15 protein-coding genes and 1 tRNA gene are annotated in these 15,260 nt (G+C 43.3%); 15 read left to right on the top strand and 1 reads right to left on the bottom strand.

All coding sequences use genetic code 11. The features are described 5' to 3' along the window. The first annotated feature begins 114 nt into the window (after window positions 1-114). The 12 genes from DBT49_RS06015 to DBT49_RS05960 all read left to right on the top strand — a co-directional run bounded on the left by DBT49_RS06015 (window position 115) and on the right by DBT49_RS05960 (window position 8,394). Window positions 115-186: transfer RNA gene (locus DBT49_RS06015), tRNA-Glu, on the top strand. Between the two features lie 254 nt (window positions 187-440). Beyond that, a complete protein-coding gene (locus DBT49_RS06010; protein ID WP_070559939.1) occupies window positions 441-1,217 on the top strand; it encodes a DeoR/GlpR family DNA-binding transcription regulator in 777 nt (258 codons plus the stop codon). Beyond that, a complete protein-coding gene (locus DBT49_RS06005) occupies window positions 1,198-2,022 on the top strand; it encodes a Cof-type HAD-IIB family hydrolase (protein WP_070559941.1) in 825 nt (274 codons plus the stop codon). The genes DBT49_RS06010 and DBT49_RS06005 overlap by 20 nt, the downstream gene beginning before the upstream one ends. Before the next feature lie 28 nt (window positions 2,023-2,050). After that, window positions 2,051-2,578 (top strand): VanZ family protein, encoded by a 528-nt coding sequence (locus tag DBT49_RS06000; RefSeq protein WP_083300501.1) that lies wholly within the window; start codon window positions 2,051-2,053, stop codon window positions 2,576-2,578. Between the two features lie 138 nt (window positions 2,579-2,716). Next, window positions 2,717-3,619: a ribokinase gene (locus DBT49_RS05995; protein ID WP_070559943.1), complete on the top strand. Its 903-nt coding sequence runs from the start codon at window positions 2,717-2,719 to the stop codon at window positions 3,617-3,619. 156 nt (window positions 3,620-3,775) lie between these two features. Next, window positions 3,776-4,372 carry a hypothetical protein gene (locus DBT49_RS05990; protein WP_111846270.1) on the top strand — a complete coding sequence of 199 codons (597 nt, stop codon included), beginning with the start codon at window positions 3,776-3,778 and terminating at the stop codon, window positions 4,370-4,372. 112 nt (window positions 4,373-4,484) lie between these two features. Further along, window positions 4,485-4,775, top strand: coding sequence for a hypothetical protein (locus DBT49_RS05985; RefSeq protein ID WP_070559947.1), 291 nt, complete (start codon window positions 4,485-4,487; stop codon window positions 4,773-4,775). Between the two features lie 104 nt (window positions 4,776-4,879). Further along, window positions 4,880-5,842, top strand: coding sequence for a YihY/virulence factor BrkB family protein (locus tag DBT49_RS05980; protein ID WP_180754227.1), 963 nt, complete (start codon window positions 4,880-4,882; stop codon window positions 5,840-5,842). 35 nt (window positions 5,843-5,877) lie between these two features. After that, window positions 5,878-7,164 (top strand): FtsW/RodA/SpoVE family cell cycle protein, encoded by a 1,287-nt coding sequence (locus DBT49_RS05975; RefSeq protein ID WP_070559951.1) that lies wholly within the window; start codon window positions 5,878-5,880, stop codon window positions 7,162-7,164. After that, window positions 7,142-7,504 (top strand): Spx/MgsR family RNA polymerase-binding regulatory protein, encoded by a 363-nt coding sequence (locus tag DBT49_RS05970; RefSeq protein WP_070559953.1) that lies wholly within the window; start codon window positions 7,142-7,144, stop codon window positions 7,502-7,504. The genes DBT49_RS05975 and DBT49_RS05970 overlap by 23 nt, the downstream gene beginning before the upstream one ends. A gap of 3 nt (window positions 7,505-7,507) precedes the next feature. After that, window positions 7,508-7,858 (top strand): glycine cleavage system protein H, encoded by a 351-nt coding sequence (locus DBT49_RS05965; protein WP_060778388.1) that lies wholly within the window; start codon window positions 7,508-7,510, stop codon window positions 7,856-7,858. A 47-nt stretch (window positions 7,859-7,905) separates the two neighbouring features. Beyond that, window positions 7,906-8,394 (top strand): LURP-one-related/scramblase family protein, encoded by a 489-nt coding sequence (locus DBT49_RS05960; RefSeq protein ID WP_064292709.1) that lies wholly within the window; start codon window positions 7,906-7,908, stop codon window positions 8,392-8,394. Window positions 8,395-8,473: 79 nt separating this feature from the next. On the opposite strand, the gene DBT49_RS05955 is transcribed toward DBT49_RS05960, so the two are convergent. Beyond that, entirely contained in the window at window positions 8,474-9,217 is a 744-nt protein-coding gene (locus tag DBT49_RS05955; RefSeq protein ID WP_013669318.1) for a gamma-glutamyl-gamma-aminobutyrate hydrolase family protein, read from the bottom strand. Between the two features lie 99 nt (window positions 9,218-9,316). On the opposite strand from DBT49_RS05955, the gene DBT49_RS05950 reads away from it, so the two are divergent. From DBT49_RS05950 to DBT49_RS05940, 3 genes are all read left to right on the top strand, one after another. Further along, window positions 9,317-11,221, top strand: a complete 1,905-nt coding sequence (locus DBT49_RS05950; RefSeq protein ID WP_070559955.1) for a M13 family metallopeptidase — start codon at window positions 9,317-9,319, stop codon at window positions 11,219-11,221. A gap of 621 nt (window positions 11,222-11,842) precedes the next feature. Next, window positions 11,843-13,489, top strand: a complete 1,647-nt coding sequence (locus tag DBT49_RS05945) for a peptide ABC transporter substrate-binding protein (RefSeq protein ID WP_070559957.1) — start codon at window positions 11,843-11,845, stop codon at window positions 13,487-13,489. Between the two features lie 69 nt (window positions 13,490-13,558). After that, entirely contained in the window at window positions 13,559-15,187 is a 1,629-nt protein-coding gene (locus tag DBT49_RS05940; RefSeq protein ID WP_070559958.1) for a peptide ABC transporter substrate-binding protein, read from the top strand. Window positions 15,188-15,260: the final 73 nt, after the last annotated feature.

Below are 15,260 nucleotides of genomic sequence, written 5' to 3'. Positions count from 1 at the left end.
CAGCTTTCTTTTCATTATTGATTATATAAAACCACATTCATTAAAATTAAGTCTTTACAAATGAAAAGATCAGGCGTATTCTAGTTACTGTCGTCAGGAAATGACGCAAGACACTGCCCGGTGGTCAAGGGGTTAAGACGCCGCGTTCTCAGCGCGGAATCACGGGTTCGAATCCCGCCCGGGTGATAATGATTTCTATAGAGGTCTCAAGAATGTTGAATTTAAAGCATTCTTGGGGCTTCTTTTTTATGTCCGCTAAAAAGTTAGTAGAAATGTTAATAGAAACGACTAGATTTCTAAAACAGAACGAATGCTCACTAAGTTATCGATACTTAAAAACAATGATAAAAGCGTATAATCACTTAAAATAACTTACAAATGCATAAAAACATGCTAAAATAAAATCAGCAAGTAAAAATATAAAAGAAGGGAGGCCAACAATGTATCAAGAGGAACGTTTAAGACTAATCATGAAGGAATTAAAAGATAAGGGGCGGTTAACGGCTAAGAAAATGACCGCAGCTCTGGGCGTTTCAAGGGATACGGTTCGTCGGGATTTTAATTTATTGGAAGACCAAGGGCTTGCCCACCGTACCCATGGGGGCTTAATCCTGCCTAAGCAAGTGCCAGTCATTGCTCCTTATCAGAGTCGCTCCAAGCAATCAACCCAAGCCAAACGGGCCATTGCTCAAGTGGCCCAGAAATTTCTTCAAAAAGGGGGCTTTTACTTTTTCGATGTCTCGACTGTGGTTAGCCAATTGGCCCAAATAAGTGATGGGCCTATAACGGTATATTCTCATTCTTTAGATAATGCCTTGATTTTTAGTGAGAAAGAAGGGATCGATTTCAACCTCTTAGGAGGCAAGTACTATTCTAAGAACCGTTTCTTTGCTAACTTAGATACCCTTAAGCAACTTGACCGGCTTTATTTTGATGTGACCTTTATTGGTGCTGCAGGTTTAAAGGGTGGGAAAATCTCCTATGACGATCAGGCTGACTGCCAGCTTAAGGAAGTGGTAATCAAAAATTCGCAAACCATCGTTCTCCTAGCCGAAGCGGAGAAATTCCAACAAAGTGGCCACTACCAAGCGGGGAGCCTGGAAGAAATCGATTATCTCATCACTAGCCAAGCCCCTGAAGTGATTAAAAAGATTGATGGATTGGAAGTAATTGAAACCGACAGAAAGGAAGAAGATCATGACCCAAGCTCAGATTAAACTGGTAATCAGTGACATTGATGGAACCATTCTTGATTCTAACCACCAGGTCGATGACCAATTGAAGGACCAGATAAAAGCTCTCAAAAAGCAGGGGATTCCCTTTGTCTTAGCTTCTGCCCGCTCACCCCGAGGCATGTATGGCTTAGCCAGGGAATTAGAACTTGATCAGAATCCGATTGCTACTTATAATGGGGCCTTGATTGTACCAAGTGACCCTGAAAAAATCGACCAAGCCCTGGTGAACCATGTGATTGATCCCAATGAAGCCGGGAAACTGATTGACCTCCTTCAAAACCAATTTCCTACGGTTTCTATCAACCCCTATGCCGGAGCGGAATGGTATGCTAATGCTAAAAGCCCTTGGACGGATGAAGAAGCTGCTATTACCCAGGATAAACCGATTATTAAAGATCCTCAGGAATTACTTGAGGAGGGGATTGGGATTAATAAGTTTCTGCTGATTGACCAGCCTGACCAAATCAGCCGTTTAGAAGACTATCTCAAGTCGCTTAATTTCAAGCATTGTGATTTCTACCTTTCTAAGGACAATTATTTAGAAGTGACGGCTAAGGGTGTCTCCAAGGAAAATGCCTTAAGAGAAATTGCTGAACTCTACCAAGTGCCCCTAAAAAACTGTCTAGCTATTGGTGACAATTTTAACGATATCCCCATGCTTCAGTTAGCCGGGCTAGGAATAGCTATGGCTAACGCGCCCCAGGAAGTTCAAGCGGCCGCCGATGAAATCACTAGCTCAAATGATGACCATGGGGTGAGTCAGGCCCTCAGTCAATGGGTACTATAGATATATATTAACTTCAAAGGAGCCTATTGTGACCTTAAAACAAATTCGAAACCTTGCCTTTATGGCTTTAATTTTTTTACTCGTCTTGACCTTTCCTAGTTCATCTACCTCTTACCAAGACCAGAGTCTGATCCCGCTTTTGAAGTCGGCCCTAGCCAATCACCCAGGGGAAAGCTTATTTAGTGGTCTTTCTTTTACCTATGCCGGAGAGGAAATTTCCATCCACGCCCGGGGCTATTATGCTTTTATTGAGTTTTTTATCCGCAAGGGGGCTCACTTTGTCCTCTTTGGTAGTCTGGCTAGTCTCGCCTACCTCTCCTTATTAATCGATGTCAAAAGCTTGCCAGTCCGCGTTACTTTGGCAACCTTGTTGACTTTTGGCTATGCGGCTTTTGATGAATTACGGCAGATATTTACTCCCAACCGGACCGGACTCCTGGCTGATGTCTATCTGGATACTTGTGGGGCGCTGTGCTTTATTTTGTTAACCGTTTTAGTCTTTGGCTGGTTGAGAAAAAGAGGTTGGATTAAAGAAACTCCACTTCCTAAGTCCTGATAGCTAGCTTGTTAGCGGCTAGAAAAGATGATAAACTTAAGGTGATTATATTGTAAGCGATTGCGCTTCAGTTAAGAAAAGCATGACTTGAGTTTTATCATAAAAGTCGCATGAAGAGTAGAAAGATAGGGAGCAAAAATGAGTAAAGTAATTGTTGTTGGCAGTATTAATATCGATATGACCATGGTGACTGACCGCTTACCTCGGATTGGCGAAACCATTTTAGGGGATACTGTCAATTATTTTATGGGCGGTAAGGGAGCTAATCAAGCGGTTGCTGCTGCCCGTTTAGCTGGCGATGTACGGATGGTTGGTAGCGTTGGCGATGACTCCTTTGGTGACAAAGCCCTCAAACACCTCAAGAAGGAAGGGGTAGTCACTGATCAGATTAAGGTAGAGAAGAATATTTTTACTGGGATGGCAGCCATTTTTTCCATTCAAGCGGACAATTCCATTGTGGTTTTGCCGGGAGCGAATGGCTTAGTTGAAGTTGGTGAGAATTTTGCTGATTTAGTTGAGGAAGGCGACATTGTCCTAGCCCAATTGGAAGTTCCCTTAACGACGGTCAAGCAGGCTTTTTCAATTGCACGGGAAAAAGGGGCAAAGACTATCTTAAATCCAGCACCTTTTGACTCAGGGATTAATGAGTTTATTGATCTGGCTGATATTGTCACGCCTAACGAAACCGAATTTGCCGGAATGTTGGACCGTGACATTGACGACTCGGAAATCGAGGCGGCCATGCTAGAGTGGAGTCAAGCCCACGATGCCTTGTTGATTGTTACCCGGGGCTCCCAAGGGATTTCCTATGTTCGTGAGGGCCAAGTGCTTTCGATTCCAACGATTGAAGCCGATGTCAAAGATACGACTGGGGCAGGGGACACCATGAATGGGGCTTTCGCTGCTTTAATGGCTCAAGGTAGTCCTCTGGAAGAGGCTCTCCGCCTGTCTTCGATTGCTGCAACCCTATCTACCACCAAGGTCGGTGCCCAAACTGCCATGCCTTATCCAAAAGACCTAGAGAACTACCGTAAGGCCTAAGTTTTCTTTTCCTGGGCTAAAAATTAGGAAAACGTAAAGATTATGGGCTGATCATTTTTGGATTAAAAGCTGTGGTAAAATAATAAGTGAAGCAGAGTGGATACGAATACACTCGACTAGAAAATGATTTATTTAAAAATAAATGAGGGATTTATTATGAATAAAAATTTAAAAGGCTTTATCGCGGTTACACTTAGCGCTGTCCTGCTAGCGGCTTGTTCCGAACAGGGCGTGTCTTTTGCTGATAAGCACCAATCATCCGATGCCAAAACCGAGCAAACTTCCAGCAGTCAAGCTAAGGAAAGCAGCCAAAAAGCGGACACTGACAAGAAGCAAGATACTGACCAAGAAAAATCGAGTCAGTCAGATAAGGCAAGTAGCCAAGTCAAGGGTAAAAGTATTAAAGCAAATAATGAAAGCGGTCAAGCGGGACCAGGTCAATCAGCAAACAAGAGCCAAGCAGAAGCTGCTGAGAAACCTGCCAGCTCAGTGACCCCGTCCAATAATTCTAATGATATTATTGCTAAAGTGGTGCCTATGATCCACCAAGTCACTGATAATATTTACCGCAGCGAAGATTATAGTTTCATGCCTTCTAAGGTCGACGATAATCTTGTTCAAGTGGAAATCCGTCGCCAATCACCGAATAACCAAATTCATACCAACCTTGTTGCTATCTACCGTTATAATAACCAAACTGGCGAATTAACCAGCATGGACTTGGTGTCCGGTCAATGGCAAAAGGTCAACTAATTCCCTAAATCCTCATTTATCACGTAATTAACCAGGGCCAGGTGCTCTGGTTTTTCTTATCTTCACTTGCAAATAGAACACCTGTTCGATAAAATGAAATCAGGTGATAATTATGCAAGTGATCTATAAAGAAAGCCATTGTCGCAAAAATATTCGTTCCTGGTTAGAAGGCAAAGGCTATCGTTACCAGCGGGACTTTAACAAAGGGGCGATTATTCAAACCAATAAGGGCTACTACCAATTGTGGGACCTGCATATTAAGGATGTCGACCAGGGGACCTACCGCAATTACTTTTTTGCTGAAGGAATATCGGGAGACTTTGACCTCTATGTTTTTACCGTTAGAGAAACGCTTTTCTCTAGTCAAACCGCTAAGGCTTTCATTAATTCGCTATCTATTTAACAACAGGGGCCTTAAAAAGCCGAGCTCGTCCCAGCTTGTTTGACACACTTAGGCGGATCTATTGTATAATGGGTAAGACATCTATCAAGATAGGAGCGAGACCCGTGAAAAAAATCAAAGAAGTCTTAGTGCCGATCGCCAGTCAGAGCGTCCAGGATGCCAGTATTGGTAGTTCAGCAGCCGAACTGGCTTATTATGCCTTGTTGGCAATTTTCCCTATGCTACTTTTAGTGGCCAATATTATTCCTTTACTCCCTTTTGATTCAGCTCAGGCAGTGGAGTGGATTACTGCCATTCTCCCTAATGAAATTGAGCCTTTGCTGATTCCTACTTTGGAATCGTATTTAGATTCCACCAGTGCCGGGAGTCTTTCCATTAATACCATCCTAGTGATTTGGTCATCCTCGGCTGGTTTCTCCGCCTTACAGCGGGTCTTGAACCGGGTCTATGGCAATCCCGACCACAAAAATGCGGTAATTACTCGGATTGCTTCCTTCTTGATTGCCTTTCTCTTAGTCTTGACTGTGGGAGTATTCTCGCTCTTTTTTGTCTTTGGTGAGACCCTTCTACGCGTTATTAACAATTTCGTTCCCTTGCCTCTAGGTTTCGTGGAGTTATTACTCGGCTTAAAATGGCCTGTCCTCTTGATTTCGGTCTTTATCTTGATGTTATTTATCTATATCGTCGTTCCTAACCAACCGATGACCTTGAAATACGCCTTACCCGGATCGGTGACCGCTGCGGTAATGGTTCTCTTAATTTCCAGCTTGTTTGGTGTCTACGTCCAGTTTGCCGGAGGTTCTTCGGTTCAAAACGGGACCATTGGCGTTTTCATTGCCTTAATGCTTTACCTGTATTTAAATGGGATGGCCCTCATTGTGGGAGCCTTAGTCAATACCATTTATTATCGCTATAAACATGCGGATACCTATCTTGATCAACGCATTAAGTATGAGGTCAGTCTATCTCCAGATTTTCCTCATTTAAATGATAAGGAGATCGCTTATAGTCCCTTAAAACGGGCCTCCAAGGCGATCCAAGCGGAAGCTTTACAGAAGAATGACTAAGCGTATTGTTAGCTGTTAAACTAAGGAGTGTAAGTATGGCACGTTCAAGAAGCCAACGTTTAAAAAAAGTTAGCCAAGCAAAATCCATTAATCCAACCATTATCGCGCTTTTATTAGCTCTGATGGCCATGAGTGTCGCGGTGATTTTCGCCACCACTTATTTACAATTTGGGGGCGGCTCATTAAAGCCCACTCTGATGCAAATCTTTTGGTATGTGGTCAGTTTTATCGCCATTGCCTTTGTCATGCAGATTGACAAGAAGACCTTTTATCGATTTGTTCCTGTCCTGTATGGTTTTGGGATCTTTCTCTTGATCTTGGTCTTGTTTTTCTATGACCGCCAACAATATACCTTGTTTGGGGCTAAATCCTGGTTCACCATCGGGACCTTGTCCTTCCAACCATCAGAGATCATGAAGTTCTTTTATATCTTAATGATGTCCCGTTTGGTCAGTGAATATAATCAAAGAACCGAAGCTTTGAATTATGACGCTTTGCCGGTTTCTAAGCAGTTAAAATGGGACTTTAAATTTATCGGCCGCATGATTTTATGGACTGCGGTGCCGGTGGTTTTGATCCTCTTACAGAATGACTTTGGGACGACCCTGGTGTTTATGATGATCTTTTCGGGTATGATTTTTGCTTCGGGGGTTAACTGGCGAATTATTCTGACCATTGCTTTAATTATTGGTGCTATCTTTGCTGGCTTACTCTTTTTGGTGATTTATAACCGTGACTTACTTTATCACTTAGGTTTTCAAGATTATCAATTTGCCCGGATTGATTCCTGGTTGGCTCCCTTTGAAAATACGCGGCGGGAGTCCTACCAACTGAGTCAAAGTATCAAGGCTATTGGTTCCGGTCAATGGCTGGGTAAGGGTTTTGGTAATTTTGAAGTTTATGTTCCCGTGAGAGAGTCCGACATGATTTTTTCCACGATTGGTGAAAACTTTGGCTTTATTGGCAGCAGCCTTTTGATCCTGCTTTATTTCTTATTGATCTTAACCATGATTGCCATTGCCTATGAATCCTACGATTCCTTCTATATCGCAGGTACTGCCGGGATCGTTTCTATGATTCTCTTCCATATTGTAGAAAATATTGGCATGTCCATTGGTCTCTTGCCTTTGACAGGGATTCCCTTACCCTTTATTTCGCAAGGGGGATCGGCCTTATTAACTAATATGCTCTGTATGGGTTTTGTCTTGTCCATCCAGTATAATCAAAACCGGAGTGAAGCAGAAATACAACAACATTGGCTCAATCGCCTATTGCGCAAATTAAGTGGAGGTGACCGTCTTGATCAATTTATATGGCCTTAAGCAATGTTCTACCTCGCGACGAGTGGAAAAAGCCTTTAACGAGGCCGGGCTTGACTATCAGTTTTACGATATCCGTGAACATGTGCCTAGTAAGGAAGATATAAAACGGGCCCTAGAAAGCACTGACCGACCCAAGCAAGTCTTTAACACCTCGGGCTCGGCTTACCGAGAAATGGACTTAAAGGATAAAATTGATGACTTATCTCAGGAAGAAATTGTTGACTTATTAGCGAGTGATGGGATGTTAATTAAACGTCCCTTAGTGACAGACAAGGAAGTAGCAACTACAGGGGCTAAAGAAGATACTGTGGCTTACTGGATAGAAAAAGAGGGGAAGTAAATAATGGAAAAAGTATACACTGATAATGGTTTATGGTTAACTCAAACAGCAGATAAGCAAGTGATCATTGGCCTTTCTAAGGCTGGCCAAGAAGAATTTGGTGACATTTCCTTTATTAATTATTTAGTCGACCAAGACTTGGTAGCCGGGGAAGCCTTCGTTTCTATTGAAGCGGAAAAGGCAGTAACCGATATCTTAGCGCCTTTGTCTGGTAAAGTCGTCGGAAAAAATGAAAAAGCCGAAGGGACACCTACTGATCTCAATTCAGATAAGGATAATTTAAATTGGTTAGTGGCTGTAGAACCAAGTTCAGCCTTTGATCCAACTGCCTTTAAGTCAGAAGAGACCAAGTAATTTTTTCGATAACTGCTGGGACTAAGGAAAGGGGTTTGTGTCAGACGATGCGCCGTTTATATATTAAACAGAGAATTTTTAAAATTACGGACCACTATAATATCAAAGACGACCAGGGTCAGGTCTGCTACCGGGTGGATGAAGACTTTAAGTTCTTTGGTCATAAAGTCAAAGTGTCTGATCCACAAGGCCAGCCGCTTTTTGAGATTAACCGGAAACTTTTCAAAATCTTTTCAGAGTACCAGATTAAATTTGTTGATGGCAGTCAAGTGACCATTAAAGACCGTCTGAGTTTCTTTAGAAGAAAGGTTAAAATTTCTAGTCCTGACTATAATTTGGACTTGAAGGGGAATTTCCTAGATAACAATTTTGCGCTTACCCTTGATGGTGAGAAGATTGGTTCAATTAACCATAAGATTTTTGCTATTCGGGATACCTTTGTTCTTGATGTCTATGATGAAGATTATGAAGCGGTGATGGTGGGACTGGCCATTGCCCTAGACAATATGATGGATAACGAAGAGGCTGCTGATTAAAAAAGAAAACGAGACTTCACCGAGTGCTAGAGGTAGACGCTTGTCGCCTATTCTTACTCGATTGAGTCTCGTTTTTTCTTTAGAAGTATGAGAACCATTCAAAGATGGGCATCATTTCTTCGTTATTTTGGATCATTATTTCTGGATGCCATTGGACTCCTAAGAGGGGGTGCTTTTCATTGTCATCACCAAATTGGTAGGATTCAATGACTCCATCAGCGGCCCAGGCAGTAGCTTCTAACTTGGGGGCGAGGTCACGGATGGCCTGGTGGTGGTAGGAATTCACTTGAGCCTTGTCTTTGTTACCTAGGAGCCGGTACATCTCACTGCCTTCCTTAATGGTGACTGAGTGGTGAGGGTAAATCATCCGGCTATGTTTTTGAACGTGTTGGATAGCAGGGCGGTCCTTTACCGGGTAGTAGGAAAGGTCTTGGTAAACGGTTCCTCCTAGTAAAATATTAATCAGTTGGAAGCCCCGACAAACGGCAAGGATGGGTACTTGGTACTTGAGTGCTGCTTCAAAGAGGGCTCTTTCCCAGTAATCTCTTTTCGGGTAGATATCATTTAAGCGGGGAGCTGGGTCTTCACCATACATCAAGGGGTGAACATCCTGACCTCCGGTAAATATCAAGCCGTCAATTCGCTGGATATAGTCTTCAGCGCGTCTTAGGTCGCTATGGATAGGAATGATGATGGGGAGGTTTCCTGACCGACTGACCCCGTCGACGTAACCGTGGGGGGTATAATCCCGGGAAAATTCATCCCATTCCCGGTCATTGAGGGTGTCATTTCCCGTGATTCCGATCACTTTATCAATGCGCATGGCTAAACTCCTTCCTTGTCTTTTATGCAGTCAATGCATGTAATCCGTTCTATGATATAATAACACTAAGTTTTTTTCAATTTTGAAAGGAGTTCATTTATGACAGTAGATATGTCCCAAGCAAAAGAAGACCTCTATATGGCCGTGAACGGGGAGTGGATTGACCAAGCCGAGATCCCTGAAGACAAGTCCTCAACAGGTGGTTTCATGGCCTTACGGGATGGGATTGAAGAATTATCCATGGCAGACATTGAGAAAATGGCTGCTGGAGAAATCAAACTAGATAATCCTGAAATGGAAGAAATGATCACCCTCTATCAATTAGCTATGGACTTTGATCGTTTGGACCAAGAGGGAGCAAATCCCATCCAAGCTGACCTGGAAAATGTAGACGAATTGACCGACTTTAGCCAAATTCAAGCCTTTTCTAAGCAATGGTTATTGGCTGGTCATGATTTCGTCTTCAATTTGGGCAACGAGGCCGACATGAAGAACACGGTAAATTATGCCCTCTATCTCAGCCGCCCCAACACCATCTTGCCTGATAAGGGCTACTACGAAGAGGATAACGGAACGGGTAAGCAATTATTAGAAATTTGGCGTCGGTCAACCGTTGATCTCTTAAAGGCTATGGGCTTTAGCGATGAACTGAGTCAACGTCATACCGACCAAGCTATCGCCTTTGATGCGCTATTTGTTCCTTATGTGAAGTCTCAGGAAGAATTGGCGGACTATACCAAGTCCTATAATCCTAAGGGCATTGACGAAGTGGAGAGTTATACATCTCACTTTTCGCTTAAGGCGATTATCAAGGAATTAATTGGACAAGAGCCAGAAACCGTCATTGTAACGGAACCGCGCTATTTTGAAGCCTTAGATGAATTTTTCAGCCCCCACCATTTTGAAGAATTGAAGTCTTGGATGATTGTTAATGTAGCTCGTGATGGGGCTCAAGCCTTGTCCGAAGACTTGCGTCAAATTGCTAGCCAATATAGCCTGGCTTTATCCGGTAACCCTAAGACTATGAGCCGGGAAAAACACGCTTTCTATCTGACCGTAAATACTTTTGACCAAGTTTTTGGTTGTTATTATGGTAAGAAGTACTTTGGCCCAGAAGCCCGGGCCGACGTGACTGCCATGATCGAAGAAATGATTGCAGTTTATAAAGACCGGCTCAAACACAATACCTGGCTTTCCCAACAAACCATTAAGAAGGCCATCGTTAAACTGGATGCCATCACGATTATGGCGGGCTATCCTGATAGCTACCCAGAAATTTATCAGCGCTTCAAGGTGGATAGTAACTTACCGCTCTACCAAAATCTCAAAGCCTTTACCGCTGAACGGGTTAAGGACAATCTCGCTAAGTGGGGGCAAGAAGTTGACCATAGTCGCTGGCATATGTCTGCCGAAACAGTTAACGCCTACTATGATCCTTCAGCCAACAATATTTGTTTCCCAGCAGGTATCTTGCAAGCGCCTTTCTATGACTTGAAGCAAAGCCGCAGTGAAAACTACGGTGGGATTGGTGGGGTAATCGCCCACGAAATTTCCCATGCCTTTGATAACAATGGCGCTCAATTTGATGAGCAGGGGAATTTAAATAACTGGTGGCTGGATGAGGACTATGAAGTCTTTACCCAAAAGGCCCAAGCCATGATTGACCAGTTCGATGGTTTGCCATTAGGAGACGGCGAGGTCAATGGGACCTTAACGGTGTCAGAAAATATTGCTGACGCTGGCGGCTTGCAAGCGGCTTACCAAGCCATGACCCATGAGGAGGACTACGATCCCATTGCCTTCTTCAATAATTGGGCCCGGATTTGGTGTATGAAGGCCCGTCCTCAATACCAAAACCTACTATTATCTATTGACGTCCATGCCCCTAACTACTGGCGGGCTAACCAACAAGTTAAGAACTTGGATGCCTTCCATGTGGCCTACCAAACCTCTTCAGAAAATAAAATGTACCTAGACCCAGAAGACCGCGTCGTTATCTGGTAAAGATCAGAGTGTGACAGTCACAACAAAGGACGAAATCGCTGGAGAAAACTGGGATAAGCTCAGTAAAACTGAGCGTTACCAGTTTTTGAAGCGGACGTTCGTCCTGTGACTGGAACAGGTTTAGAGAGTGTGACAAGCGCAAGAAGAGGGGAGAGAGCTACGCATACTATATCTGTAACTCGCTCCGCTTCGAACAGCTATAGCAATTGGAGGAAGTACGCAGTAAATCTTCAAAGAGGATTTGCAAGGACTTCTGAAATAGAGCATATTTGAAGAAGAGTGTGACAAGCGCACCAAAGAGCAAGACATTACTCATTAAAAAATTTTAAACTAAGCCTAAAGGATTAACTTTTCCTCTAGGCTTTTTTACTGCCTAATTTTTCCTCTAAGTAGGGAATAACAGCCTCTTTTTCAACGATCGAAAATTCAGATCAATCATGCTGGAAAAATACTAACTAAATGTAAGTCGTTTAAGTTTACTTTCCACACTAGATTGGAGTAATATAAGGTCATGATGATTTACTTATTAAAAGTAAGTGTGCTATGGAAAGCTTTTAAAAAGAGTAGTCCATTGCAGATTTACTGATAAGTAAAAATAAATGAGAAAAAGAGGTGGAAGAAATGAAGCGTTGGTATAAGCTAATCAGCTTGCTATTCATTGGAGTGTTGGTGATGGCAGGCTGTACTAGCAGCGGAGGCGGGGCAAATAACCAGGCCGGCCAGGAAATCGCCGTCACTTCAGAAGGTGAACTGGCATCGCTAGATACAATTAAGTCTTCCGATTCACCAAGCTTGAACGTGGCTTCTAACACCATTGAAGGCCTATACCGTCCTGCTCCTCAAGATAGTGATAAACTTAAGGAACTAGGGATGGCTGCTGAAGAACCTGAAATCAGTGAAGACGGCAAGACCTATACCTATAAAATCCGTGAAGAGGCTAAGTGGTCAACTGGTGAACCGGTGACTGCCCACGACTTTGTCTATACCTATCGTAAGGCGGTGACTCCACCGGAACTCTCCCAAAACGTTAACCGTTTCTTCCCGATTAACAAGGCTAAAGAAATTTCAGAAGGAAAAGAAAGCCCAGAGAACTTAGGAGTTAAAGCGCTGGATGACAAGACCCTAGAATTTACCCTAAATTCTCCTACGGCTTACTTTGAAGACTTGTTGGGAACCCCAGCCTTTCTCCCTCAAAGCCAAAAGCTGGCTGAAGAAGTCGGTGATGACTATGGTACGTCTGCAGAAAAGACGGCCTTTAACGGGCCCTTCTTGGTTGAAGGCTGGACCGGGACAGAAAACAGCTTTGACTTAGTCAAGAATCCGGATTACTGGGACGCTGAAAATGTACAATTGAGCCGAATTAACTGGGAAGTGTCTAAAGAATTACAAACCAACTATAATCTCTTCAATTCAGGTGATGTCCAATATACGCAAACCGGTAACCCTTATGTCGAACAATTAGCCGGAGAACCCATCCTACAAACCAGTTTGAACGGGAAGGTCGGTTACTTACAATTTAATTTTGATAAACCTATTCTGAAAAACAAGCACGTTCGTCAAGCCTTGCGGTCTGGTTTTGACAAGGAGGCCTTTACCCAAGCTGTCCTTAAAGATGGGTCTCAAAGCCTTGATGGCTGGGTACCAGCAGACCATCTCTCTGATCCAGCCAGCGGGCAAGACTTCCGGGCCATGAATGGCCACTTAGGAGCCTACGACTTAGACTTTGCCCAATCTGAATGGAAACTCGCCAAGCAGGAACTTGGTCTTGACCAGATTGAATTAGAGTTATTGACCTCAGATACGGATACTTCTAAAGCCACGTCGGAATTCTTACAAGGTGAATGGCAAAATAATCTGCCTGGTTTGACTGTAACGATCCGCAACGTGCCTTTGAAGAGTCGCCAACAAATTACTAACACTGGTGAATATGACATGGTTTATGGGACCTACCATCCAAGTTATGTGGATCCCACTGCTTACCTGGATTACTTCCATAGCCAAAGTGCTTTAAACAATGCTAATTTTGATTCAGAAAACTATGACTCACTCTTAGCGACAGCGCAAAATGAGTTGGGTGACCAACCCGAAGCCCGCTTTCAAAAGCTTCTAGAAGCAGAACGTTATTTGATGGAAGATGAAGCAGCATTGGGAACCATTTACCAAGGGGCCTATGCCTTCTTAGTGGATCCAAAACTCACTGGCGTTATTAACCAAACGAACGGTGTCACCAATTACTTTAGGGCGGCAACCTATCAAACAGAAAACTAATTTAGGAACAATGAGGCTGTGAGTTTAGTCACAGTCTCTTCATAAAATAAAACAGAAAGAAGCGATCTTATGAAGTTAGGTGTTAAAGGCTTAGGCTTATTATTTAGTGTTCTAGTGGCCTTAGCAGGATGTTCAGGAGGGAGTGGGAGTGAGTCTTCCCGGCAGACAGAAATTACGGCGACTGCCGATGGGGAGCTAGCTTCTTTGGATAGTATTGCTTCGTCCGATATTCCCACCCAAAATGTCTTAGCTAATGTCACTGAAGGCCTTTACCGTCCTTCTATTGATGGCGGCAATGAACTAGGAATAGCAGCGGAAGAACCTGAGGTATCTGAGGATGGTTTAACATACACCTTCAAGATTCGAGACAATGCTAATTGGTCAACTGGAGAGCCAGTAACCGCCCAAGACTTTGTCTTTTCCTATCGTAAAGCGGTTGACCCCAATGCGATCTCAGAAAATGTAAACAAGTTCTTTGTGATTAAGAATGCTCGGCCAATTTCAGATGGTGAGCTGCCAACCGATCAATTAGGGGTTAAGGCCATTGACGATAAGACCCTAGAGTTTACCTTAGAAGCGCCTACGCCTTATTTCAAAGGCTTACTAGGGACTCCTGCTTACTTGCCTCAAAGTGAGAAACTGGCCAAGGAGGTTGGCGATAACTATGGCTCCTCCCAAGATAAGACAGCCTTCAATGGTCCCTTTGTGGTTGATGGCTGGACCGGTAACGAACAAAGCTTCCAATTAAAGAAAAACGACCAATATTGGGATAAGGACAATGTCCACCTGGATACCATTAACTGGCAAGTGTCTAAAGAAATGTCGACCAACTTTAATCTCTTTGAAAACGGGAAGGTTCAATATACCAAAGTTGGCAACCCTTATGTGGAACAAGAGCAAAATAATGAAGCCTTAACTGTCGACCCCTCTGGTTTAGTGGGCTATCTACAATTTAACTTTACCCGCGAACCAACAAATAATGTTCACTTACGTAAGGCCTTAGCTTCATCCTTCGATAAAGAAGCCTTTGTCCAAAACGTGCTCAAAGACGGGTCAACCCCAATTGATGGTTGGATACCTAAGGAACATGACCAAGACCCAGAAACCGGTGAAGATTTCCGGGCCCAAAACGGTTCGCTATCCTCCTATGATGTCAACAAGGCCAAAGAGGAATTTGAAAAGGCTAAGGCTGACTTAGGACGAGATAAAATTAGTATTGAGCTCTTAACCTCAGATACTGATGTCTCCAAATCAACCTCCGAATTCCTACAAGGGGAATGGCAAAAGAACCTGCCTGGTATTGAAGTCACTATCCGTAACGTGCCCCTCAAGAGCCGTCAAAGCATTGCCGCAAGCAAGGATTACGATATTATGTTAGGAACCTTTATTCCTTCCTATGTTGATCCAATCGCTTACTTAGAATACTTTGAATCTCATTCGACCTTGAATACGGGTTTCTATAATTCTGAAGTTTTTGATGGGCAACTAAACCAAGCTCGGACAACTTTAGCTAACCAACCTAAAGAACGTTGGGATACTCTGTTAGCTGCTGAACGGACACTGGTTCAAGATGACCAAGCTTTGGCACCAATTTACCAAGGCGCTTTCGCTAATATGATTGATCCTAAGCTCAAAGGGGTTATTAACCAAACCAATGGGGCTCAATCCTATTTCCGTGCAGCAACTTATGGCGAGTAAAAGTTCATACTATATTACCGATAATGGGATCAGAGCAATTCTTTGATCCCATTTTTACTAGAAAGAGGAAAAA

The sequence above is a fragment of the Aerococcus mictus genome (assembly GCF_003286595.3).
Classification (GTDB): Bacteria; Bacillota; Bacilli; order Lactobacillales; family Aerococcaceae; genus Aerococcus; species Aerococcus mictus.
This window is presented reverse-complemented; position numbering and strand designations above follow the sequence as displayed.

Excerpts from the sequence above, each read along its gene's own strand:
- DBT49_RS05990 (WP_111846270.1), top strand. The coding sequence starts at position 3,776 with ATGAATAAAAATTTAAAAGGCTTTATCGCGGTTACACTTAGCGCTGTC.
- DBT49_RS05955 (WP_013669318.1), bottom strand. The coding sequence starts at position 9,217 with ATGCGCATTGATAAAGTGATCGGAATCACGGGAAATGACACCCTCAAT.
- DBT49_RS06005 (WP_070559941.1), top strand. The coding sequence starts at position 1,198 with ATGACCCAAGCTCAGATTAAACTGGTAATCAGTGACATTGATGGAACC.
- DBT49_RS05995 (WP_070559943.1), top strand. The coding sequence starts at position 2,717 with ATGAGTAAAGTAATTGTTGTTGGCAGTATTAATATCGATATGACCATG.
- DBT49_RS05960 (WP_064292709.1), top strand. The coding sequence starts at position 7,906 with ATGCGCCGTTTATATATTAAACAGAGAATTTTTAAAATTACGGACCAC.
- DBT49_RS05965 (WP_060778388.1), top strand. The coding sequence starts at position 7,508 with ATGGAAAAAGTATACACTGATAATGGTTTATGGTTAACTCAAACAGCA.
- DBT49_RS05940 (WP_070559958.1), top strand. The coding sequence starts at position 13,559 with ATGAAGTTAGGTGTTAAAGGCTTAGGCTTATTATTTAGTGTTCTAGTG.
- DBT49_RS05945 (WP_070559957.1), top strand. The coding sequence starts at position 11,843 with ATGAAGCGTTGGTATAAGCTAATCAGCTTGCTATTCATTGGAGTGTTG.
- DBT49_RS05985 (WP_070559947.1), top strand. The coding sequence starts at position 4,485 with ATGCAAGTGATCTATAAAGAAAGCCATTGTCGCAAAAATATTCGTTCC.
- DBT49_RS05950 (WP_070559955.1), top strand. The coding sequence starts at position 9,317 with ATGACAGTAGATATGTCCCAAGCAAAAGAAGACCTCTATATGGCCGTG.
- DBT49_RS06010 (WP_070559939.1), top strand. The coding sequence starts at position 441 with ATGTATCAAGAGGAACGTTTAAGACTAATCATGAAGGAATTAAAAGAT.
- DBT49_RS05975 (WP_070559951.1), top strand. The coding sequence starts at position 5,878 with ATGGCACGTTCAAGAAGCCAACGTTTAAAAAAAGTTAGCCAAGCAAAA.